The organism is Edaphobacter sp. FHG110511_03, from assembly GCF_059115365.1.
The window spans coordinates 282,624-306,022 of record NZ_JBZYWL010000004.1; the positions used below are offsets into that span (position 1 = coordinate 282,624).

Sequence of the window (23,399 nt, forward strand, 5' to 3'; positions counted from 1 at the left end):
GTAATGCGGGCTTGTACCTGCACGACAGTCTATTGCCATGAGATGTTCTCGCAAAGAGAGACACTCAGGGAGGATTGTCGCATCCTCGCGAATGGGATGGCGCCCCGTCATTGGTCGTGTTCTTGCGTTTTAAGCCATGGCGAAAAAGACAAGAAGTCGGTACGAGTTGAAGGAAAAGCTCGGCGAAGGCGGCATGGGTGTTGTTTGGCGTGCCTTTGATACTGTGCTAAGCACAGACGTCGCTCTTAAGATGTTATTGGATGTGAACGACGCCACAGCGCTCAAACTTTTCTACGATGAATGTCAAAAACAGTCTGCCCTGGCCCATCCGAACATTGTAGAAATTCGAGACGTAGGGAGTTTCGATGAAGATGGCGTTCACCGACCCTATCTTGTGATGCCATTGCTTCGGGGCACAACTCTTGCCACGATCATTCGCACGTCCCCGCAACCACTTGTGACCGAGCGTTGTATCGACATCTTGTCGCAGGCGAGCCGCGGCTTGCAGGCTGCTCATGACTTCGGACTTCTGCACCGAGATATTAAGCCCAGCAACCTCTTTATTCTTGAAGACGATTCGGTAAAGATCATCGATTTTGGAGTTGCTCATAGGCTGGATGTGAGTCGAACCATGGGCCGTAAAGGCACGTTGCTCTACATGTCTCCCGAGCAACTTTCAATGAAGCCGCTCACGCGCGCTTCGGATGTCTTTTCGCTTGCGGTGGTCTGCTACGAGGTTCTTACTCGTCGTCAACCTTTTCTTGCTGCGACTGAGGATGCCGTAGTTGAAGCCATTCGACACCTCAATGCACCTCCAGCGTCATCAATTAACCCAAAGGTTAGTGTGTCCTTGGGACAGGTCCTGTGCAAAGCGATGGCCAAAGATCCCAGACACCGTTTCGCAAGTGTCAAAGAGTTTAGCGACTATTTGCGCAGGGCGCACTATGACGATTCCCTTGCGGTCTTCGATCCAAACAAGTTTGCGCCACGTCTAGAGAAGGCTGCAGAGGCTTATGGACAAGGGAATCTTGAATTTGCGCAGGAACTCGTCAATGAGCTTGAGTCGGAGGGATATTTAACTCAAGAACTGGAATCGCTTGCTGCGAACGTCAAGACTGCCACTAAGAAACGAACAATAGACCACTTGTTGGATAGTGCTCGCGCGCGCGTCCAGGATGGCGAGTATCGACTTGCTCTGCAGAGGGTTAACGAAGCGTTGCAACTCGAACCGCGTCAAGAAGAGGCGCTCGTATTGCAACATGATATTGAGGCGCGACGCGCTGAGGCAGACATCGCGGATTGGCTGCGAGTCGGGCAACAGCATCTCGATAAATTCTCGTTTGCCCATGCGCGCCAAGCGGCTCAACGCATCCTTGAAGCCAGGCCCGGCGAGGAGCGGGCTCTGCAGTTTCTATCGCAGGTAGAGCGTCGTGAATCAGAAGTGCAACGAATTCGCGAACACAAGCGCGAGGCCTATGCAGCAGCGCTCGATGCTGAGAAACGAAGCGAAATCACATCGGCGCTCAGCAAAATGAAGCAGGTGCTGGAGCTTGAGCGGCAGGCACCCGATATGGGAGAACCGGGACAGATTGCCGCCTATCAAACTCTTTACAACAGGTTGCATTCTGAACATGAAGCGATTGCTGCGAACTATGCGGAGGCCAAACAACTGCTGGAGCGCGGCGATTATGCCGCGACCACTCAACTCTGCGATAAATTTCTGGAGGAATTTCCGCAACACACGCTTTTCAAAGCGTTGAAGTTTGATACGGAGCAACGCTGGCGCCGAGCCATCTCCATACGGCTCATTGAGGTGGAGGAGGCAGTAGAGAATGAGCCAGATCTTGATCAACGCGTGCTGATGCTGGAAGAGGTGGTACGTGAAAGTCCGGAGGTGCCTGAGTTCAATCGCCTGCTACAAAGCAGCAAGGAAAAGCGTGACCTTGTAAGCGGTATCGTAAGCCGTGCGCGAGAACTCGAATCGCGTGAACTTTATGGCGAGGCGTTAGTGCAGTGGGAAACGTTGCAGACTATTTATCCGATGTTTCCAGGGCTTAGTTTCGAGATTGAGAACGTGCGGTTACGGCGGCAACTTGGCGAACGCATAGCCCGAAAGAACCATTGGATTACACAAATCAATCAGGCGCTGGAGGCGGGGGACTTCGAAGAAGGATTGCGGTTACTTTCCCCGGCGGTGGAGGAATTTCCTAACGATGGGGAATTCGCAGAGATAAAGACCTATGTTCGCCAACATCAGGAATCGGCGGAAAAGGCAGAGAAATTGATTCGAGAAGGCCGCCTCAGTCTTGATGAAGGCGAGATTGCGTATGGCCTGGAGAAACTCCGAAGTGCCTACGAGACAGATTCGAAAGTAAAGCGAGCCAAATCAGAGCTGGTTGAAGGTCTCTTGCGCGCCGCCCGCGCCAGCCAGAGCGATCCGCCGAAGGCGCGGCCTTATTTGAAGGAGATATTGAACCTGGATCCGGGCAATCACGCAGCGGCTGGCTTACTCCGATTTCTCGATGATCAGGCCGAGTATCAGCAGGTGGACGAGGTTCTCTCGCAGGCGCGGCAGCTGCGCACCAGCAACGATCTGAGCGGGGCAATCAGCTTACTGGAGCGTGCCTGCACTGAATATCCACGCAATGCCCGCCTGCAGCAAATGGCGCGCGAGATGGGCGCGAGCCGTAACGAGCTGCGTACGCGTGATCTTGAAGTTGTACGTCGGAGAAGACTGGAAGCCGACAGTCTTGCAAGCGTTCCCTCGCTCAACGAACACGTCGCCTCCGTTGAGCGCATTGCTGAACGTTATGGCGATGATGAGGAGTTTCAAAACGAATCACGTATGTTGCGTGCCCGCCTCCATACGATTGTGGCAACGGTAGCGCAATCGGCCTCCCCATCGAACTTCGGAAATGCCAAACCGGAAACAGTCTCGAGCAGAGAGAGCAAGAACCCACCAAAGACCAGTGTCCCGAAGACCAATATATGGAGAGATAAGGAACGGCTGTATATGGTTATCGCAGGCATAGCAGCGGTTCTTCTTATTACCGCAGGCCTATTGATATGGCGGTGGAAGGCCTCTCATACACAGTCGATCCAGGTAGCTTCTGCAACAACACCTGCGCTGGTCGACATTGTCATTCGCTCGAGTCCCTCGGGTGCTCATATTCTGCGAGACGGACAGGATATAGGTATTGCGTCACCAACATTGGCCGCCAGGATTCCATCCGGAAAGACACATCTTGTAGCACAGATGGATGGGTTCGAGACTAAATCGGAATTGATCGACATCTCGTCGGGACATCAAGACGAGGCTAATTTTACGTTATTGCCCGTGAGACAAAAATTGCGAGTAGTTGGTGATGGCACATTGAGCTTGGATGGAGCTCCATCTGCTCCACTCTCAACGGGGACATTTTCAGGCGAACTCGCTACGGGTGCTCATACGCTGCATTGGGTTGGAAAAGGCGGATCCGACGCGACCTTCCATATAGATGTCGAGGATGGCAAACCGGCTATTCTTATTAGCCCGATGCGCACCGGTGGGACAGGAGCGCTTTTGGTGAGCGTGGCCTCCCAGCAGGCACACGTATACACCAGCTCCGCAATGCCTATAACGGTCGACGGTGCAGAGAAAGGAATCGCAAACGTTAGCGGACTAGAAACCACCTTTCCGATCGGCCTGCACACAGTCGTTGCCGGAAAAGGGTCGCATGTTTTAACAAGCAATGTGGAAAGCGACGCCGGACGACTGCTTCTCGTTGCTTTTGCAAACGCGCCACGCCTCGGTTCCTTGACGGTCTTGACGGATGTTGACGGCGTGAATCTCAAGCTATTGCACGGCACAGATACTGTGCGCCAAGGCACAAGCGCAGCAGGCAGGCTGGATTTATCGGATATACCTGCAGGCAACTACACGCTACAAGCATTAAGCCCATCTTCTGAGCCTCTCAATACACAGCCGGTGGTAATTAAAAGAGGACAGTCTGCGACTGTAACGTTGCAGATCAAGAAGGCTCCTGTGCTGCTCTCCCTGCGTGTGCGAACACTGCCGGGCGCAAATATCTTAGTGGATGGCAATACTGTAGGCACCACAGGTACGGACGGCTCTCTGCAGCTTTACTCACTTACTGCCGGTGTGCATCATATAGAGGCTCGCCGCGACGGAAAAACCTCCCTGCAAGATGTTAACTTAGCTGATGGTGAAGAGAAGGCGCGTGTCGTCGATCTCAAACTTGAGAAAAGTCCTGGTTCCGTTACGTTGCAGTTAGATCCAGCCGACAGCACGGTAACGGTTTTTAACCCGAAGGGAGAACAGGTGCCTGTGATCGGCACGCACTTTGATCTGCCTGAAGGGAGATATCATTTTATTGCGCGCGCCAACGGCTATGTGGAGCGGGGCGAGGCTGCGGATATCTCGGCGAATAGTCCGACCATCGTCAATCTTAAGCTCTCGGTCATTACTGTCACGACTGCGGCTCCTTCGATCACCGGTTGGGAGTCTGCTACGTGGAGCATCGACGCTCAGAGTCACATGCTGACGCATCACGGCGCAGATGTAGGCGTCTATGTCGCTCAGCCAAGCCGCGGCAGGTATGTCTTTGCAGGGACACTGAGCCGAGTATTCCTATTCGGGAAGCCCAGGATGGAGTGGGTTGCTAATTATCACGATGCGAATAACTATCTGCTCTTTACGCTCGACAGGACGGGACTAGAAATGTTCACGGTCAGTTCTGGGAAGAGAGTGGCCCATGGGAGCAAGATCGTTATCCCGCCACTATCGAAGTTTCAAATCATGGTCCAGATATCTCCCGGTCGTGTTACGACATTATTGGGCGATGGTCACGGATGGAAACAGCTCAGCGATTGGACCGGGCTTCCTGAGAATGTGGATGCAGGCAAGTTCGGCTTCAAAGGACCAGTAGCACTCACCAGCTTCAGCTACACCCGATAAAACTCAGTAGAAGAGGGAGGGTTTGTGTCAACAATCGCGCTGCAGATCTTAGTCGACGGGGCAGAACTCGAATCGAATTTGAGCGGCCGTCAGGGCACGGTAAGCAGAGTAGAGGTCGTCAAGGAACTTAACCGGCATTCCTCGTGTGAGATTGAACTTCAACAGGTTGCGGGTAGCCGGCCTCCGATCGATCGATGGATCGGACGATCCCTCGCGCTCCAATCGACGGTATCGGGAACCAAGCTTTTCACTGGGTTTGTTTTCGATGTGAAGCTGACCTATCAGACGTCAGGCAGTTTTGTGGTGATCATCAAGGGGATGAGTATGAGTTACAAGCTCGACCTCGCGCCTCGCCATCGGTACTATGGCCCCTCTTCCATAGCTGATGTTGCACAGCAAATGGCGGGCGATGGCGGTATCACTGTCACAGCGAAAGCGGGCGGTGGTTCGAAGGCCGCTTTGGATCTGGTGCAATGGGGTGAAACTGACTGGCATTTTCTATGGCGACTTTGCGACGATTTCGGACTCTATCTTGTGGCCACCGATGAAGGTGTCCGCGTTGATGAAGGGTTTTCCGAGGCTGGGCCGGACCTGAACTGGCGCAGTGATCAGGACAACGGCCTCGTAGAATTCTCCGTGGGTGGATCGCTCGGGGTGCCCTCCATGGATGGTTGCCACTATGACTTCTCTACTTCAAAGAGCCAGGCTTTTCAGCAGGTGTCGCAGGACCCGACGCTGAGTGGCGCGGTGGATACCTTCACCAGTGCTGTGAAACAGCAGTCGAAGTCGGTTCTCAAGGCCGGCTATAAACCGTGGCGTAACCGGACGAAATCTGTCGGCGACTATCAAACGTCACTGCAGCAGGAGGCGGAGTGGTCAATTGGCAGCCGCTTGGTGTGCGAAGGAGTCAGCCGTTGCGAGGCACTTTCTCCTGGGCAGAATGTCCAGGCGAGTGGCATCGTGGATGGTGCAGGCAAATACAATATCGTGCGCGTGGTGCATCGCTGGGGTGTGGAGGGATATACAAATCAGTTCCACTGCACTCCGTGGACCAAGCATCGTTCACAATTGCATCCTGTGCGCCCATGCATTGCCGGCGTCTACTCGGCGCGAGTCGTCAACATCGACGACCCGCAAAGGCAAGGACAGGTACAGGTGCAGTACTACTGGCAGGAGCAGGGACAGACCACCTGGATACGTCATCTCACTCCCTACGCTGGCGCAGATCGCGGTCTGTTCTTTCGGCCCGAAGTTGGTGATGAGGTGCTTGTTGCATTTGAGGAAGGCGACCCCGAAAGGCCCGCGATCCTTGGTTCAGCGTGGAATATGTCGGATGCTATTCCCAACGAGGACTTCTGGGGTGGAGAGACGCACAACAACGACGTGAAGCGAATTGTTACGAAGAGCGGCCATCGTATCTCGCTCATCGACAAACAGGGTGAGGAATCGATAGGAATTGCGACGCCCACACACGCCAAGTTGGTGTTGCATGAAAAGAGTCAAGAGACGGGACGACCGGCAATTGTGATGAACGTGGAAGACGGAGACCTGATTTTCAACGCACCGAATGGCCGCATTCACTTCCACGCCAAGTATTGGTCGAGGGAAGTTGGCGAGTAACAGGAGAGAGACATGGCAGTGTTCGATGGAAGCGTGAAGACAGCACGACGGGTTACTGATCCCTTGACCGATAAGCAGGTCACCTCGGTTGCGAGCTTGATGTTGGCCACAATCAGCTCTCCGGCAGCGTTGTTATATCCGGGTACAGATGTTTCGGTGGTCCATGGCGACCAGCAATTGCATGTTGACCAGAACCGCATTATGAAGGTTGACATGAACCAGAACGTAACAATAGGGATGAATGAAATCTATCTGGTGGACATGAACCGAACGATGACTGTCATGCAGAACTACACCAGAAGCGTGCTGGTGAACTCGATGATCACGGTGACAGGGGATTACACGAAGAACGTAATTTGTAATTACATGAAAAATGTGACGGGAAACTCGACAAATACCATCACCGGGTTTTACTCAAAGAGTGTGACACAGGACTACACGAAAACTATTGTAGGAACATCGACTAATGTCATCACGGGAATTTATAGCAAAACGGTTCATTCCAATTATCTGAAGCATGTAAAGGGCACCTCCTCAAACGCAGTGATCGGAGACTATTCCAAGGTGCTCAGTGCTAATTATGTGAAGGTCGTCACCGGGAATTCAAATGTGCAAGTGACGAGCGAGTCGATCGTGCAATATCTTGGCAATCATAGCCGATCGTTCGGGAACAATCACAAACAGTATATTGCGGGTCAGAATACGCATACGACCATTGGCCCGACGATTCGTACAGAAATTGATGTGGCGGTGACGCAACAGATCCAGAGCCACATAGAGGCCCATCCCACCAACCTGGTTCAGGAGAAGAACCAGTGGTTCTCCACTGCAGTTGCTAAAGGTACCTGGCAGAAGGCCCTTAAGTTGGATTTCACCACTGGGCCTGCCATTTCGGGTGCAATTTTGAAGGTAGATACTAATATTTTGAACTTCGGCATTAATTCCACTACGAATGCAATTTTCGTTCATAAAGGGGACTTTGGCGTTGTTACGCAAAAGATAGTGCCTTTTGACAACAATGTGGCTGGATTCAAGACTAAGGTTGGAGCCATCAAGACATCCGCATTCGCGAGTGCGAATAGAGCCTATGGCGCCACGGCGCACGCAGGCGGTGCAGTGTTGGACTTTCTTGGCGGCAAATTTCAGGCCCTGGGCGCCAAGATTCAAGCTGGAGTTACCTGGGCTATCAATCAGTTTATGTAGATGCAAAGGTTGGCATGCAGACGAGTGAAGAGATGCTTAGGACCGATTCCAAAGCATTGCTGCCCTGGCGTTGGGCAGAGTCAATGCATAGTTGTTCCCTTTTTTGGATTCCAGCGAAACTCAAATCGATGCCGAGAAGCCAGCATGAGTGGCTACTGGAGTTTCTCGCCCGACTGTCTGCCCATTTGCTAGAGACCGGCGGCTTGCAGGGGGAATACTTCATGCAGATGCAGGTGATCGACGAAGATGAACAGCTGCGCAAGACCTTCCTGAATGCGATTATGAAAGAGTCTCCCATGCTGGGGCGGTGCTGGTTGCCAAGGGGCAAACAGCCCATACCGGCCTCGGATCGCGAAGTGGAATTGCTGGCCAGCAAGAAGAAGCAATTTCGTCCCTATGATTACGCTCCAGCACAGACATGGTGGTTCCTAAGCCGGAATGCCGAGGCATTGCGGGAGCGCTATCTGGGATATGGCGGCCTTACAGTCTTCTTTATAAAGCCGGAGTCTGGATTTGCATCGCCTGCAGTGCCTGCCGCGGCAAATATGCCCATGATTATTCCTAAATTCCTTCGCAGTGATCCCGGATTGAAACCTTTGCTTGAGGACTTCGACCCCAAGAAGCCAAATCAGATACCTGGATTTTTGAGAAATCATCCAGCCATGAAACAGGTATTCTCGCTTTTTGAAGTCGATAAGATGCACGAGAAGAATAATGCTCTCATGTCCCCATTTCGCGATCTGAGCAAGGAAATCTTTGGAGCGGGGATGCCCCGCGATCTAGAGTTCGAAGGGATACAGTTTATTCTTCCCAAGCTTGCCTCCCAAGATTTTTTTGCGCAGACGGATCAGCAGCTTCGCCGTTGGTTTGAGGTCTTCGATGTCTATATCAACGAGAGCCCTGAAGACGATGGGATCATTATGGCCTGCAAGGATAACCTGACTTCTTTGATCGCATCGATTGTTGAAGAGATGCGGTCAAAGGGATATCGCTATTGGGAGGGCTGATTTACTTGACAGTCAGACAAGTACCAGCGCAGGAAAAGAAGTCAGAAGATCTCCGAACGTATCTTCCCGTGAGCGATCTGCATTTCGAGGGGAAAAACGGCAACCTGAATTGCTATTTTATTCCAGCACCACAGGGGCTGCGACCTGATTCTTATGATCCGGCACGAGCTTTTCTGCTCGAACTCGTCTCTTATTTCACTTCGCGACTTGGCTGCAACCATGAAAGTTTCATTCAGATAGGCCAGATACGCGAACAGGCAACAACATTCTTGTTTGCTGAACACGCGCGCAACTGGGTACCTGAAACAGGGGTGGGGGTTTGGCCACATCGTCCAGCGCCTCGTATGTTGAAGATGGAAGACATGGAAAACATAGAATCAGGTGAGGGAACTGGGCCACTGTTGAATTCTGTGTTCCGTGTGACGGCAGACGCTAATACACGCCTGGGGGCCATGACCACTATGGCCGGAACTGGCTCTGGACTGCAGATCATAAGCCACCTTGAAAGCGAAAAACTTCTCCATGATATGAAGGAAGTTTTTCTGGACTTCATCCATGACCGTGTTTTTCGTATTTTTCCATGGTATGTTCCTCTCATTGAGAAAGCTGTGCTGGCGGAACCGATAGAGGCTCTCACGACAGACTCGATGCGCGGTATTACACTCTATATTCGTGAAAGCCAGGAAGATGGAGGGATACTGATCCTATCCATCGAACCGCTGGGAGACATATTTGCGTTACTCGGCTGTAAACAGACGGAACGTGGGAATAAACCCAAGTGGAAAATAGGTGACTGAACAGATGTCTTCTTATCCAAGTGATATATATGTAGTGTCGCAAACAGCGCGCGAATTGACTGTTCTCGACCCGTCCGCCAAGTCGTTCGTCTTCGCCGGCATTGCAACAGGGTTGCTTTTCACATTGATTGCTCTAGGTGCCCTGCTCTTTTTGCGAAACAATGGGCGTACAGTCCATCCCGCACTGTGGCTTCTTTCGCTGGTAGGTGTTCCATTTCTAGCCCTGGGATTGATAGCGTCTGTAACTTCGCGTATTACTCTTTCCGCTGATACAGGCACATTGAGCGTGCGCAAGACCATCTTGTCAGTCCCAATAAGCTCGAAAGAGTACCCGCTTACACAGGTCAATCTCGTTAAGGTTGGAGTGGGGGACGTCTGCCGTTTTCTTTACGTCAGCCTTACGGATAAACCAGCCGAAAATCTAACAGGATGCACGGACCGCACTGGGTACAGCGAGGTTGCCGATGCCATGAATGCATTCTTGGACGCGCATCGAAGGTAGCGTCGTCAGTCAGACTTGATGCATCAGTCTCCCGAAGCGAGGCGGAACGCTAACTCTTCAGGAAGCCCGGCAGCGAGTATTTTATCCTGAGCCGTGCGAATGTCATATTCGACACGGCAGAATTCAACCACTCTCATGGTCGAGTCATAAATACAATATGCTGCGCGCGCATCGCCATCGCGTGGCTGTCCCACTGCTCCGGGATTTAGAAGATAACTTCGATCCGGGACAATCGTCATCTGGCTTGGAAGTGCATTCAGGCGAGATATTTCGAAGTTTCTGTGATAAGGCTCTCCAACGAAGCCTCCTTGCACATGCGTATGCCCGAAAAAAGTCAGATACTGCCCTGCGTGTCTTAGCCCTTTTTCTGCTTCGTATTCGTGAAACATGTATCTATCCTCGTCATCGGGTGCTCCATGCACGAGTTCAAAATTTTCCACTAGCACAGGTCCTCGGTCGAGGTTGAGCAGCCACTGGGCATGGTCATCAAGTAACTCTTCTTTTGTCCAGCGAGAAGAGCACTGCGCGACGGAATTGAAGGAGTCGAAAGCCACCGCTCCAGAGCAGGCTTTGTCGTGGTTTCCGCGAATAGTTACATCTGCATGAGTGCGAACCCAAGCGGTTACTTCGTTAGGGTTTGGTCCATAACCCACTATGTCACCGAGACAGAGAACAGCCTGGTAGGATCGGCCAGCGGCATCGTACAGAACTGCGCTTAGCGCCTCCCAGTTGGCATGGATATCACTCAGTATCAGAAAACGCAAAGGCACCCTCTCGTGGCATTTGATCTTCAACTGTAGATGAAGATATTCGCTTGCGGCCGGAACTGCGATAAGGCATCATCGTGCGACAGTTTGCAGGTATGGTCAAGGACGGCATGAACAGTATGCAAGACTCGGGCAGTTGGACAACAGCATCTTGCTGCATGCGATGCGCAGGGTCCCAGTTTGCGACTTTGCAGGACATGATGGCGCGAGTGATGAGGACCGCGTCCACGATCGTTTGTGTGCGCCGGTAATCCTGCCAAAGGCAGGTAAATCCTGTCACCGGGTCGACGTTGACGTGCAGGATTGGGCGGAGAAAATAGCCTTCCAGCGGCAAAGTTGGGTAATAGCGATGGTAAACATAGCGGAGCGCATGCTCTGTTTCGATCAATGGCTGCATCTTGCTTTTCACCCATGCAGGTGAGTCGCGCATGACGATGTGAAATTCATCCGGCGATCGAGTAACGGCAGAAAACGTCGCTGGGTTGGCTTCCGCCAGCGTTTGTAGGAGCTCCCACTCTGTTTCCATACGGCGATCGCGTAAATTCACCTGTCCTCCCTAACCATTCAGGACGATTGTTGACACGCGGAGGATGTCGTTTGCCCGCACGCCTTGTTCTGAGAGCGGAATAGAGAAATCCAGCGAGAAACCATTCCATATTACCTGCGGTTGGCCCTCGCCCTTGAGGTAATCACCGCGCTCTCTCAATTCAAAAAGAATCTCATCAAGGGTGTTGTCTAGTGTTTCCTGCTCGTCGATATCGACATTGAATTTTTGTTCGGCGCGAACGGTGTCGAAGAGCATCTGGTATTTTGGCATCGTAATTCTCTTTCTTTGGGAAATGCGTAAGTTGCGAACTTCGCTTTCATATGTTCGTTTTCGCGCGTGCGCCAATTGCGATGTATGCGCTTACCCCAGCTGGGAGATCTGGAATAGTCCACTCACATCGACTGCATTGACCATTGTTGTCGTCCCAGCATAAGCGGCATTGTCCATGTCCACAGGCGGCACAGGCCCAATGTGCGACGCGCCCGTCTACTGTGCGAAGACAGAGAGTGCATCGGCCCCCCTGCACTTGCGAGCCGAGGTGTTCCTGCCACCACGAAATATCAAGAGGAAAGAGTGCGATTTGATTCGCCTCGCAGAGGCGGCATCTATCCCGTTCAAACTGCCAGCAGTTCTCGCACGTGACGAGATGACAGCGCGGACAAGAGAAAGAGAGAAGTCTGCGCAACGGTGTGTGGCAGAGCTGGCACTTTGCCCCGCGCATGGTGATGTAGAGTGCAGGCACTCCAGGTAAAAGTGCTGCAAGCAGCGGAGAGGCCCACGCTATTGGTGGATAGACAGCAACGGATCCCGCTATTCCAAACACGAAGCCCAACAAACTGCCAGCGGCCGCGACGAGAGACGGAAGATAGATGTGTTCTATTTCAAGCGCAAATATGCGTGCGCCCGTAAGGATTATTCCTCCGCAAAGCAAACCGCCGACAAGGTCTCCAGCGAGCCCCCATCGCATGGCAAAAAGCTGCGCTATCGCGGAGAGGATCCCGAGGGCAACAAGTAAAAGATTATCGCGCAGATGTGTCACGAGATACTATCCACTAATTCGTTACGCATACTATCGCGAATGATGAGGTCGTGGCTTCCACACAACGAACACCTACCCCACCGCCGAACCCAGCCAACACGTTGATCGGGTGAAAACTGGCGGCCGCAGGTACGACACTCGGCACGTGTGCATACGGGGAAAGGAACGCCAGGCACTTGAGTATGTAAAGGGCACTCAGCACTACGCCGATGCTGGATGGTTTGTGAAGCTGCAGCTCGATCGAGATCAAGATGGATGGAGAAAGCTTCTTCTCGGTATTCCTTAGGAAAGATTGCGAGCTTCACCTGAAGATCCGCAACGATTGAGGACATGGTCGGTGTGCTTGTCCAGGCAATTTTCTTATCTTGCTCGTGGGCCCAACAGGAATGCACCTGAGATTCCCATATGCTGAACAGTTCGGCCCTTCGCCTGCTGGTGAGTAGACAGGCGAAACAGGCTGCTGAGCCAGTACTAGGAAACCACGATACCCGGCCGACGCGGTTGCTTAGGCCTCCCAGACCACCATCGCAGATCGGTATTTTATATCGCGTAGCGAGAACGGCAATTTCTGCGCGTGCCAGATCTGAATCGACACAGCTAAAGAGCATTTCCGCTTCCCAGAATTGTTTCGGCTCAACGTCGGCGATTTCTACTGGCGTACCGTTCCATTGGGTCTGCGGAAACCAGGAGCGCAAGGGGTCGATGATACATGAGATTTTGCTTTGGCCAATGGTGGCATTTTCACGCAACAGTCCCGGCTTCGCGAGATTTTTTTCTTCAATGATGTCGGCATCTGCCATAAACACTGAATCACAGCCCAGAAGTCCGAGATTTTTCACCACCTCGGATCCTAGTGCGCCTATGCCTGCAACGATAACTTTGTGGAACATGAAACCGCCCCGGCAGATACTTTTACTAACCCTAATACAAGCCGTGAAGATATTGTGAACCAGTTAAGTATGTCGCTTCCTTTGAAATTACACCTCTATGCACGCCGATCAAAATATTCCAGATGGATTGGACCAAAAAACGTAGGAATGGACACTTCGTACAGACTGCAAATGAGGACAATCCAGAAGAAGCGTGAAGCACATATTGTCTGACAAGGAATAATTGCAGGATATCTGTTGCCGTGTTTTGCACGGAACTCCTGCTTCCGCATGAATATTTATCAAACGCTTTATTTCATGTCGCTCGCAGGAGGCATGGCTGGTCTGTTTGCATGGGCTTCGCAGGCGCTTATCATTCTGCTGATACCAGCAGGCTCTCCGGCGTGGCCTTCGGCAATGATTGCCTCCGCATTGCTGGGCGGCTTTATCGGCGGCTTTACCGTAGCCTTCGATGAGAAGTGGACGGGCAACAGAATACAGGCACGTTGGGTAGCGATGGGGGTTCTTATCGGTCTCGGCGCGGGCATGTTATCGGGAGCATTGCACCTGCCCTTGCGCGCCGCGCTTCCTGGCGCTCTGTCCCTTGGCACTGTGTTGGGGTGGATGGTGAGCGGAGCCCTAATCGGAGGGGGGCTCGGCGCCCGCTGGATTTCCGTGAACCGTGCCCGTCTGGCTCACGGTATGGTGGGCGGAATGTGTGGAGGCTTTCTGGGAGGACTGGTCTTTGGCACTCTCAGCGAGTGGCTTCCCGGGAGCTCCCAGGCCCTTGCATTCGTGCTTACTGGAGCCGGTATCAGTTTCGGAATTGCTTTCGCGCCGATCCTCCTTCGCGACGCTATGTTGCGATTCGTGAACAGTGGCGATCCTCGAGCGTCAAGCAAACTTGGAGAAAAAGAATGGGCTATTCAAGAAGGAGATAGCTATGTCCTCGGCAGTCAAAGCGCAGATCTGTCTAAAACGACCTATGGTCGCGAAGTGGATATCTATCTTCCGGATGGAACAGTCGCCCAGCGACACGCTCGCATCTATGGTAAAGACGGGCGCTTTTATGTAACCCGTCATCCCGATGTTATGTCCGAAGCAGGTTTACGGCGCTTTGTGCTTAAGGCGCAGAATCGCTCTATCACTTCCCCGTACGAGTTGCAGGATCAGACACTCATTGTTCTAGGTCGCACAACCCTCATGTTCGTAGCCAAACGAAAAGCCGGAGGTGCGCACCGATGAAGACCCTTGTTCGCATCGCCGCGATTGTGCTTTCCGTTGCGGGATGGTCACAGGCGTTCACGTATGGACAATCCGTCTCTCTCGACTTTCTTGCTAAGCCGGTGCTCATCGAATGCGGGACGCAAGGTACGGAACCCTGCTTTCGAATGAAACTTGGCTTTGTCGATGAAACCGGAAGACCGGTTAACGTACAGCTTCCGCCCGTCGAACAGTTGGCCTCGCATGTCGAGGTACAGATAGACGGACAGGCAGTCAGGCCGTTTTATGCGATAGCTGCAACGGGCAAATCTGATCAGGCAAGGCGTCCCCAGACCGCGATACTGCTTTTTGATGTAAGCGGCAGCATGCTTGCTAAGGACCTCGCAGGACAGTCCCGCTTCGATGTGGCGAAAAGTGCAGCCGCTGAATATCTCAAAAATTTTCCCGATGGCCAGGACCTTGTGGCGATCATTCCGTTTTCTAGCCGGAATGTTGAAGCCACCATTGCGGCCGCGCATTTTGTAAGCACGCGAGCCGAGGCTCAAGCGGAATTGGACGCGCTGCCTCGACCAGAGGTTCGCAACAATACGGCGCTGTATTCAGCAGTGCGCGCTGCAACTGAGAGACTCCGTCAGCAACATCGTTCTAATACTGACCAACCCCGTTTGCTTTTGCTGACAGATGGAACAAATGACGTGCATCCGCAGGTCGGGGATGATCCAGGCTTACTTAGTGAAGAAAATGGGCTTACTACTGTAGCTGCGGCAGTACGACAATCCGGTGTCGATGTATTGCCTATTGGAATCGGCGACAGGCATTCAATTGATGAAATAGCGATGACACGCCTGGGAACCCGTCCGCCCCTGATTACGTTCGATGTGGATGCCTTGCACAGGGCTTTCCAGGTGAGGCAACTTCCGCAGGATGGAGGCCTGACTGTCACGCTGCAGGCACCGGAGAACCTTGGATCCCGCACACTGCTTGCTGGCAGAGTCATCCACTTTCGGGTGAAGCTCATGTTGCCTGATGATTCCATCTTGGTAGAGAACAGGCAGGCGCTGTGGGTCGCGCCGCCTGTCGCGACTCCCTCTTTCGAAGACGAAGCGACGGACGCTGAACAGCGCGCGTTCCTTGTAAACGCACGATTTGATCATGGTTCGTTGTTGCTCTTTCTGCGCCCGTTCTTTATCTTCGCCGCTTTTGCCGTGTTGTTGGCGGTTTTATGGTTCGGGCTACCTAGGCTACTATGGCCGGAGCGTTATGACAATCGTGCGGCGCGGCCGGTGCGACCTGAGTACTGGCCAGGTGCGGAATCATTGTCACGCCGAGACAACCAGCCAGCATTCCGTCAGGCTCCTCCTGGATTTGAGTCTCCAGGCCGTGGTGCTCGAATGCCAGTACGTGGTCCAGGAGAGCACACGATCGTTCAGCCGGTCACAACATTTGATCCAAACAAAACAAGGTTGAGTTAGTTTGCGGAGGGAGTTCTATGCCGATTATCGAAGTTAAGCGCCAGGGTGTCCGACCCGCTGTCCGTAAGGTCCCAACGAGTACTTGTGCCGTGACAATGCCCATGACTCTAGAGCAAGTAGGACGGGAGGTTCACACCGAGGACGAAGAGCCGGAAGTGGTGGAATCGCTCCAGCATGCCTTCGAGAAATTTAATCCCCAGATGAAGTTCAAAGGAAGAGCTGGTGCGGAGGAGACCGAGTTTCAGGCGGACTTGCGCTTCAGGAGCATTAAAGATTTTGAACCTTCCAATATCATGACCCGTCAAGAGGTTCGGGCCGAGGACGGTTCAGTAGCCTACCTGCGTAACGACCTCGCTGATCTTAAGAACAATATCGACTTGATGTATAGGCTCAAGGATCGTTGGAAGCTGCCTGCAGTGCGTCGTGCATGGAACAATCCAGAGCAGCGCAAGCAGATCATTGCCGCTTTGGGACAATTACGGGATGAACTCGACAAAGTTGTAGAAGGGAAGAATTAATGGAAATGCTCACGAAGTCTACCAGCGAAATTCTGGGGGATGCACCTGCACGTGACGTTTTGTTGGAGATTTTTGCCGATTTGCATCCGGGATTAATTGATGAAAACCGGTCGATTACCTCAATCTTTACACCGCAGAGTGCACGCGAATTTCTCTCTCAGCTCACCGACATCACCTCATTACTAAGTGATCAGGATGCGTTTGAGGAGACGCTGGCAAAATTACAATCGCAGATCGACCATGCAGAAGAGATTCGCGACGAATTGCTGGAACAAGTTTTTGCGCGACTGCGACCCATTGAGCGCAGCTATCGCGAACTGCAGACCTTCTTTGAAAACACCAAGATTTACGACGGCAAACAAAGAAAACCCGTTGAACTATATATATGGGATACCGATCCACGCGAGATCAAAGATGTGTACAGCATGACGATCGCGGCTGTAGAAAATTTCTGCAAGAAGCGCAACGATAACTTCAACTTTCGGGATGATATCTGCAACCTGGTAATTCCAGGATGGATTAACCAACAGGTTCGAGAGCAACTGGAGAATATCGCGAATCAATGGGGAATTTTGCTCATTACCGATATTGACGATGAGAAATCGTTTCAGAATGTGGAACGTAATTTTCGACCTGGCGGCAAATACGAGTTCCTCAAGAGGCCTGAAGATCGAGCGGCCGCCGATGTCGTAGTCATGGGCTATCTGCAATTACGCCCGAAGCATTGGTTTGAAAAGACCATTGATAATGGTGATGATCTCTACGGTCCTCCCTCCCTTGCCTTTGCAGGCGCCGTAGCTCGCACAGACGACAGTGCAGGATTGGCGCAGGGGCCAGTGGGGTCACGATTCGGTCAAGTCACGGGGCCTGAGAAGGCCAGGATAGAACCTCTCATTAGCGAGATGGAACACATTAGCATGGAGCGTCAGCTTATCCCGATAATTCGAGATGCCGACAATAAGCTCTGCTTCTTCGGCTGCAGAACGCTCGCGGACGACCCCTACGGCGTCTACAAATTCTTTACTTCGTATCGCATCATCCGTTACATCGAGCGTTGCTGCCGGCATTATCTGTTGCAGGTTGCAGGGCAGGTGCTCACACGCGAATTTATGGATGAAGCGATTGAGAAACCGATTGTACGCATGTTGCAGGAACAGGTAGAGGCTGGCACTCTTCTTGACTTCAAATTGGAAATCGATCGCGATGCGAATAAGCGCATGCAGGGAATTTGCGACCTTAAGCTCGAAATAATGCCGACAGGGCCAGGTGAGAGTTTTCGCCTCAAGATCGATACCCCCGAGTTTGCTTCTGAGGGAGCAAAGCAGGAGCCGGCAGGCCGATAGTGTGTGTCAGCTAAAGCGTGGAGGAGCCTAAGCATGTGGATGGACCGCATATTTGGCATCCTTCAGCGACTGCTGCACAAGCGGCCTAAAGTTCAATCGAAAACACCACCGCTGAAAGAAGACGAGAGGACAACTCACATGTCAAGTCCATTGCGAAGCACCGTTACCGTAGATGGAAATAAGTTCGACGCACTAGCCAGCACAGTGCGTTTTGCCACTTTGAAGGATCGCGCAGGCATGCCTGAAATGGGCACACTTTCTACAGCAATCAAAATTTATGTCGATTTTCATGATGATACAAACGTACCGCACAGTATCTTGCAACGTCTCTTCACTCTTGCGAATGTAGTGACCCGTGACAAGATTGTCGATATGAAGATCGAGTATTGGAAGGACGATGCCAAGAAAGATGCATTGTGCAGTTACAAATTCAAAGGTTGGATCAGCCGCTTTGAGACAGGCAATCCTATGCCAACTACTTCTCCTGACGGAAACGTAGATTCGAGCAGTCATTCGACTGTGAATCATCTGCTCACGCTAGAGTTGGAGCCGGCGATGAATCAACAAAACTTCAAGGATATCTCGATGGGTAACTAGTTGCAATTGAGTGGTTGCGTCGTCCGCGGTGCTTTCACACCGCGGACGCGACTCTCCTGATACTCAAAGGCTTCTACATTCACTAGTTCAGGAGTTATGGAGTTGGCCCCGACATATCTCGCAGAGAGTCTTTCGAACCCATCAATTACATTTCCGCTACGTTTGCAGCAGGGTTTGCTGCAGAAGACCGTTGAGCGGGACGCATATTTGATGATGCTTGGAATCATGGCGCGTACGCCGCGAGGCTCCTGGCCCGGACATTCTCTATTCGGTTTCCAAGATTTTTTCCCCGAGATTGCCAATGAGAATCTGTCTCAGGAATCTCGTACACGCATGGCTGAAACGATCACTGGAGAAATAAATACGGTACTAACTGACCTAGGCTTGACACGTTATCGAGTTGACTCACTGACGTTGGAGCCACTTGAACGAGTTATGCAAGCGTCCAATAGCGTTCGGCCAATGGGATACATGTCGGAAGGACGTAATGTCACTCTAATGTTGCGCGAGGTCGGTAGTGATCGCGCAACAGGATATGCTCTATGAACGCGAGCGCTGCAGAGATTGATCTGAAGCTTCGCGAGGACTTCCGCCGGTATCTACGGGAGTACGGCATCGAGTCCACGCTTATTGATCCGGTGCTGGCCGTACTATTTCGCACGCTAGCCTCGCAGATTTACGCTCTCTCGTCCGATACGGACCGGTTGAGGACAGCCCTCCTTGATGAGCTTTTAGAGCGGTTAGGCTTTGAACGACGCTTTGCGCGTCCAGCGCAATTAGTAGTGCGTTACGGCTGTCAAGCGGAGCCGGTAAACGTGGCAGCCGGCACCGTACTTAGCGGTGAGCCGGAGAGTGGGGGACGTATGAGTTTCGCCGCGGACTATGGCATCTCTGTTTCCTCTGCCCGCATTGCGGCGGTATTCGTCTATCAGTGCTCAGAAAAAGGCTCCGTCGCCCCGAAAAGTTCCAACGGAGAGTTGCGCTTGTTAAGCGGCATTGAGCTGCCTGCTGAGAGTCTGCGCGCCGGTCCGTCTTATGGTCCCGTGTCTGCGGAGCTGGGACTGCATCCAGCGATTTACCTTGCGCTTGAGAATATAGGCCCCACATACCTCTCACGCCACGGATTTTTTTTGCAAACCAGTCCCGAGGCTGCATTGTTGAATGCTCAGTTGGAGAGCGAAAACTGGGCACTGGCTTCGAACTCTGGCCGATTTGAAGCTTCAGGTATTTTTCGACCCCGTGACCTGAATGCTGGCCAGTATCAATTGCATTCACTAAGGACGACGGAAGAAGCAACGACGATCTCGGAAAAGTCGGAGTTACCCTCACTGCCTCAGGGATTCTGGCATGGCAAGTGTTTCGTGCTTCCATCGATTTCCGCGGAGCGTTACTTTTTGTGCGAAGCCCCACATGGACTCGAGACTTCGCTTCGTGCGATCTTTGAGCGTCCGGGACTTTTTATGAAACCGAGAGCATGGCTCCGCATCCAGCTCGACTCGCGCGTAGAGCCCTTGCATACTGCCATTTCGGCCGTCTATCTCCATGCTCAGAGTGCTTCCAACGTTGAGTGCCTAAACCAGACCGTGCATTTTAAAGAGAATGGTACGACGATTCCTATTAGCAGAGAGACAGGTGGACATTCTTTCCTTGTAGCGCCGCTCTCAATCACTGGTGAGAGCGGGGATACATATCTTCCTGAATTCGAGCCATCCTCTCGAGCTGGTGTTGGTCGCTATAGGCTGCACCAGGGGTACCTGACATTGCTTCCGGGCAAAATGCCAAATGGAGTTGATGAAGCCTATGCCAACATACGCCTTTGGATGACTGCCGGGGCGAGCGGCAATCAAATGGGCGTTGCTCGTCTGCGAAGTTTTACAAAGTCACCAGTGCACGGTCTTATGGTTGAGAACATTACCGCGGCTGCGGGTGGCTCCGATGGAGAAGGGTTGCATTCGGCGCAGCGACGCTTCTCCGAAACGCTCTTGTCGCGACACAGATTGCTTACACGCGCCGATCTTGAAGTTTCGATTCGCTCTTTCGATCACCGCATTCATAGTATCGATGTACAGCCGATACTTGCTCGGAGCTCACGTGGATTGCGCAGGCTGCACCGCATCACCGTTACTGCAGGGCGCGACAGATTTGTAGCACCAGAAGAAGAAGCTCGCGTCCTTATTGCGGATCTGCACAGCTTTCTTACAGAACGCGTGCCGCTCGATGTAGATGTAAATGTGGAGCTGGCATGGGCGTGAATCCTGCAGTATCGATTGAACAATATCCAATGATGCCGAACTTCGCGCAAGGCACCGCCGGCTTCGCACACACGGTGGATTCTGCAGTAAATGTGCTTGATGCTCTTGGTATCGCGGAGTCTCGGCTTACTCTACGTATGGCCGGTGCCGGTCGCCCTAGTTTGCAGATCGTGCGTCAGGATCCATCGGCCGGCACGCGCCTCACTCCCACTGTACCGATTACCCTATGGATCGCCGGCTTCGGCTTCTTTGGGGCATTGCCACTGCCCATGCGTGAATCCGGTGGTGAAGCTGAGATGGGTACACGGGAACTATGCGAGATTTTCGACGATCCGATACAAAAAGCGGGGCAATGGCTGCGAGCCGGGGCTCCTTTGTTTAACATTGGTCCAGACAAATTCGCAGCGTGCCGCCGCTGGCTTGCCCTCTTTGGCGTAGATTCATCAGTATGGCCTGAGGAATTACTCTATCCTCTTGCATTGCTGGCTCCCACGTTAGCGCGTATGGCGGGTAGGGAAGTTGGAATCCAGCTGATCTTTATCGTTCTTCTTGGCCTGCCTATCTATAAGATTCGCTACCGCGCTTCATATCGTTTACTCGAACCGAGAGAGCAATCGCTGCTTGGCTCCAGAGCAAGCCGTCTTGGGCGAGACTTTTTGGTAGGCGATCGTCAGCTTGATACAGATTCCATCGAAATCCAACTGGGCCCCGTATCTCTTGAGGCCCACGCCCGCTTTCAATCTGAATTGGGCCACCGACTCATTCAGATAACGACGAACTTGTGCCTGAGTGCCTACCATGGACATTCGATTACCTGGATGCTCGAAGATGCTCGCCAAACTCCTCATCTGGGCATAGCCGCAAACAATAGCCTTATTGGTCTCAACTTCTACTTGGGCAGAGGAGCATGCGCATGAACCCGAAGGACGTTCGACACAATGCAGTTAACTGGGAATTCGGGATGCTCGTAACCCCGGAGCACTTTCTGCGGCAGGAGCGATTCTACGAAGCAGAGATGCTTTGGATGCTGCGCTATACGCACGATAGCTTCGGGTTGATTGGCGGTGGGCCGCGTCTGCCGGAGAGCGAATTCGGTGCGGTACGACATGATCCTATTGTGACGCTCTCAGAAGATGAGCATGCGCTGCGTATTACAGTAACGCAGTGCCGGGGTCTGACCGCGGCCGGTACTCCCGTTGAGATTGCTCCGGATTATCCGCTCTACCAGGAGTTCAGCAAAATAGATCTGGAAGGTATTCGAGAATTGCGCGTTTACATTATTGCGCCGCCTCACGCTTATATTGTGCTGGATGGTGCTCTCGACGAGCATAATCCCCAGATGCAAACTGAGCGTGTTCGCGGATACCGAATGTCGCTTCAGCCTCATGGGGAGGACGTACAGCATGCGATCGTGGTGAGTCGTTTGAGGCGTTCCGAAAGCAGCCTTGCTTACGAAAAAGATGCAAGTTTTATCCCACCCTGTACCAATTTGGCTGGCTTCAGCGAACTCAGCGCTGCCTGGCGCCGCATCGTCGAACAGCTTACCTCTCTGTCTAGCCGTTTTATTGAACTGCATCGCGCCATGCAGGAATATATCGAGTTGACTCGCGAACGGGGAATCGATGTCGGCATTGACAAAGATTCACTCGAGTTCGTCAAACGAATGATCCCAGCCATTGAAGCTTGCCTCTATGGCTGTCTCAATCCCGTACAGTCGCCCGCCCAGTTTTTCGGCAATCTTCGCGTATTTCTGCAAGGTGCAGCTGTGGGGCTCGACCTCAGTCCACCAGTGCAGCAGTATTTCGATGCCTTGAAGAATGCCGGTGAAACAGAGTTCGTGCCATTAGTAGAACAGCAGAAACAGTTGCTGAGGAGTTCTCGGCGCTGGCGGGTTGAGGACGATCTGGGCGTAGAGGTGCGATCTGTACAGAATTCTCTACGTAGCTTGCAGACACTCGAACGCGCCCTCGAGGGCAAGTACATAGACTTCCGCGTGAGTCCCACGCTCGACGCGATGACCTTCGTCTTCGATCGCGGTGGAAGTGCTCTTTACAAGCTGGCAGCGAAGCCCGCACGGTTGCAGGGTTTTGGCGACGAGATGGCATTTTATTTTGCTGGTATTCGGCTCGAGGGACGTGAGAAGTACAGAATCATTGTTACTGCTGAGGTCGAGCACGAATATGCCGTGGAAACTCGGGTGCCTGTGGAGATCCGAATTAATGAAGGAAGTGGATCGCGACGTGCTCCAATCCACGGTGTCGCACAGGTGCGTTTGGCTGCTCAGAAGAATGTCGAGTTCGACTTTGATGCCCCTGATATTGCGACAGTGACTGACTTGCGCGTGGCTGTACCCGCACACTTTAATGTACGGACAGCGCTTCTGTTTGTACGCCACCGCTTCTATGCTCACGATGTAGAGAGCGGAAGCTTTTCGAATCAGCCGAGGGAGCCATCCTCGCCCCATCCGAACGAACTGCCTAAAATGCGAGATGTGGAGCCAGCGGTTGTCGGCCGCGGGAATGCCTCACCGGGCCCTTTCCGCCCTCCGTTGCAAGCGCGGCCAGGCGGGTCGCGGAACGCATTGGGTTCTCGCGAGGAGAGCCTTGCCGTAGAGCCTGGAGCGATAGAGAACCACGCTCCGCCACGTAGACGACGCCTTGAATAGAAATCGCGCGGAGAAGAAAC

At 52.6% G+C, this 23,399-nt stretch carries 19 protein-coding genes; 15 read left to right on the forward strand and 4 right to left on the reverse strand.

Annotation, left to right across the window (positions count from 1 at the left end; translation table 11 throughout):
• Positions 1 to 166 precede the first annotated feature (166 nt).
• From AC5S26_RS18145 to AC5S26_RS18170, 6 genes are all read left to right on the forward strand, one after another.
• On the forward strand, positions 167 to 4,957 hold the full coding sequence (locus tag AC5S26_RS18145) for a protein kinase domain-containing protein (RefSeq protein WP_494186337.1): 4,791 nt from the start codon (positions 167 to 169) through the stop codon (positions 4,955 to 4,957).
• 24 nt (positions 4,958 to 4,981) lie between these two features.
• Positions 4,982 to 6,577: a phage baseplate assembly protein V gene (locus tag AC5S26_RS18150; protein WP_494186338.1), complete on the forward strand. Its 1,596-nt coding sequence runs from the start codon at positions 4,982 to 4,984 to the stop codon at positions 6,575 to 6,577.
• 12 nt (positions 6,578 to 6,589) lie between these two features.
• Positions 6,590 to 7,780 carry a hypothetical protein gene (locus tag AC5S26_RS18155; RefSeq protein ID WP_494186339.1) on the forward strand — a complete coding sequence of 397 codons (1,191 nt, stop codon included), beginning with the start codon at positions 6,590 to 6,592 and terminating at the stop codon, positions 7,778 to 7,780.
• A gap of 128 nt (positions 7,781 to 7,908) precedes the next feature.
• Positions 7,909 to 8,787, forward strand: a complete 879-nt coding sequence (locus AC5S26_RS18160) for a hypothetical protein (RefSeq protein WP_494186340.1) — start codon at positions 7,909 to 7,911, stop codon at positions 8,785 to 8,787.
• Between the two features lie 5 nt (positions 8,788 to 8,792).
• Positions 8,793 to 9,584: a hypothetical protein gene (locus tag AC5S26_RS18165; RefSeq protein WP_494186341.1), complete on the forward strand. Its 792-nt coding sequence runs from the start codon at positions 8,793 to 8,795 to the stop codon at positions 9,582 to 9,584.
• Positions 9,577 to 10,086 (forward strand): hypothetical protein, encoded by a 510-nt coding sequence (locus AC5S26_RS18170; protein WP_494186342.1) that lies wholly within the window; start codon positions 9,577 to 9,579, stop codon positions 10,084 to 10,086. Before AC5S26_RS18165 ends, AC5S26_RS18170 begins: the two co-directional genes overlap by 8 nt.
• Positions 10,087 to 10,109: 23 nt before the next feature.
• Here the strand turns inward: AC5S26_RS18170 and AC5S26_RS18175 are convergent, their stop codons facing one another.
• The 3 genes from AC5S26_RS18175 to AC5S26_RS18185 are packed head-to-tail and all read right to left on the reverse strand — an operon-like array spanning position 10,110 to position 11,670.
• Positions 10,110 to 10,850, reverse strand: coding sequence for a metallophosphoesterase family protein (locus AC5S26_RS18175; RefSeq protein ID WP_494186343.1), 741 nt, complete (start codon positions 10,848 to 10,850; stop codon positions 10,110 to 10,112).
• A complete protein-coding gene (locus AC5S26_RS18180) occupies positions 10,828 to 11,400 on the reverse strand; it encodes a hypothetical protein (protein ID WP_494186344.1) in 573 nt (190 codons plus the stop codon). Before AC5S26_RS18180 ends, AC5S26_RS18175 begins: the two co-directional genes overlap by 23 nt.
• 9 nt (positions 11,401 to 11,409) lie before the next feature.
• Positions 11,410 to 11,670 carry a hypothetical protein gene (locus AC5S26_RS18185; protein WP_494186345.1) on the reverse strand — a complete coding sequence of 87 codons (261 nt, stop codon included), beginning with the start codon at positions 11,668 to 11,670 and terminating at the stop codon, positions 11,410 to 11,412.
• A 601-nt stretch (positions 11,671 to 12,271) separates the two neighbouring features.
• Here AC5S26_RS18185 and AC5S26_RS18190 point away from each other — a divergent pair.
• A complete protein-coding gene (locus AC5S26_RS18190) occupies positions 12,272 to 12,415 on the forward strand; it encodes a hypothetical protein (protein ID WP_494186346.1) in 144 nt (47 codons plus the stop codon).
• 20 nt (positions 12,416 to 12,435) lie between these two features.
• On the opposite strand, the gene AC5S26_RS18195 is transcribed toward AC5S26_RS18190, so the two are convergent.
• Positions 12,436 to 13,329 (reverse strand): ThiF family adenylyltransferase, encoded by an 894-nt coding sequence (locus AC5S26_RS18195; protein WP_494186347.1) that lies wholly within the window; start codon positions 13,327 to 13,329, stop codon positions 12,436 to 12,438.
• 270 nt (positions 13,330 to 13,599) lie between these two features.
• On the opposite strand from AC5S26_RS18195, the gene AC5S26_RS18200 reads away from it, so the two are divergent.
• The 8 genes from AC5S26_RS18200 (at position 13,600) to AC5S26_RS18235 (ending at position 23,379) form a co-directional block, all read left to right on the forward strand.
• Positions 13,600 to 14,553, forward strand: coding sequence for an FHA domain-containing protein (locus tag AC5S26_RS18200; RefSeq protein WP_494186348.1), 954 nt, complete (start codon positions 13,600 to 13,602; stop codon positions 14,551 to 14,553).
• The gene (locus AC5S26_RS18205) at positions 14,550 to 16,004 is read left to right on the forward strand and encodes a vWA domain-containing protein (protein ID WP_494186349.1); all 1,455 of its coding nucleotides are present in this window, start codon (positions 14,550 to 14,552) and stop codon (positions 16,002 to 16,004) included. The genes AC5S26_RS18200 and AC5S26_RS18205 overlap by 4 nt, the downstream gene beginning before the upstream one ends.
• 17 nt (positions 16,005 to 16,021) lie before the next feature.
• Positions 16,022 to 16,522 carry a type VI secretion system contractile sheath small subunit gene (locus AC5S26_RS18210; RefSeq protein WP_494186350.1) on the forward strand — a complete coding sequence of 167 codons (501 nt, stop codon included), beginning with the start codon at positions 16,022 to 16,024 and terminating at the stop codon, positions 16,520 to 16,522.
• Positions 16,522 to 17,865 (forward strand): hypothetical protein, encoded by a 1,344-nt coding sequence (locus AC5S26_RS18215; protein WP_494186351.1) that lies wholly within the window; start codon positions 16,522 to 16,524, stop codon positions 17,863 to 17,865. Before AC5S26_RS18210 ends, AC5S26_RS18215 begins: the two co-directional genes overlap by 1 nt.
• A 39-nt stretch (positions 17,866 to 17,904) precedes the next feature.
• Positions 17,905 to 18,462, forward strand: coding sequence for a hypothetical protein (locus AC5S26_RS18220; RefSeq protein WP_494186352.1), 558 nt, complete (start codon positions 17,905 to 17,907; stop codon positions 18,460 to 18,462).
• Between the two features lie 542 nt (positions 18,463 to 19,004).
• Positions 19,005 to 20,714, forward strand: a complete 1,710-nt coding sequence (locus tag AC5S26_RS18225; RefSeq protein ID WP_494186353.1) for a hypothetical protein — start codon at positions 19,005 to 19,007, stop codon at positions 20,712 to 20,714.
• The gene (locus AC5S26_RS18230) at positions 20,705 to 21,631 is read left to right on the forward strand and encodes a PASTA domain-containing protein (protein WP_494186354.1); all 927 of its coding nucleotides are present in this window, start codon (positions 20,705 to 20,707) and stop codon (positions 21,629 to 21,631) included. The genes AC5S26_RS18225 and AC5S26_RS18230 overlap by 10 nt, the downstream gene beginning before the upstream one ends.
• On the forward strand, positions 21,628 to 23,379 hold the full coding sequence (locus tag AC5S26_RS18235) for a hypothetical protein (protein ID WP_494186355.1): 1,752 nt from the start codon (positions 21,628 to 21,630) through the stop codon (positions 23,377 to 23,379). Before AC5S26_RS18230 ends, AC5S26_RS18235 begins: the two co-directional genes overlap by 4 nt.
• Positions 23,380 to 23,399 lie beyond the last annotated feature (20 nt).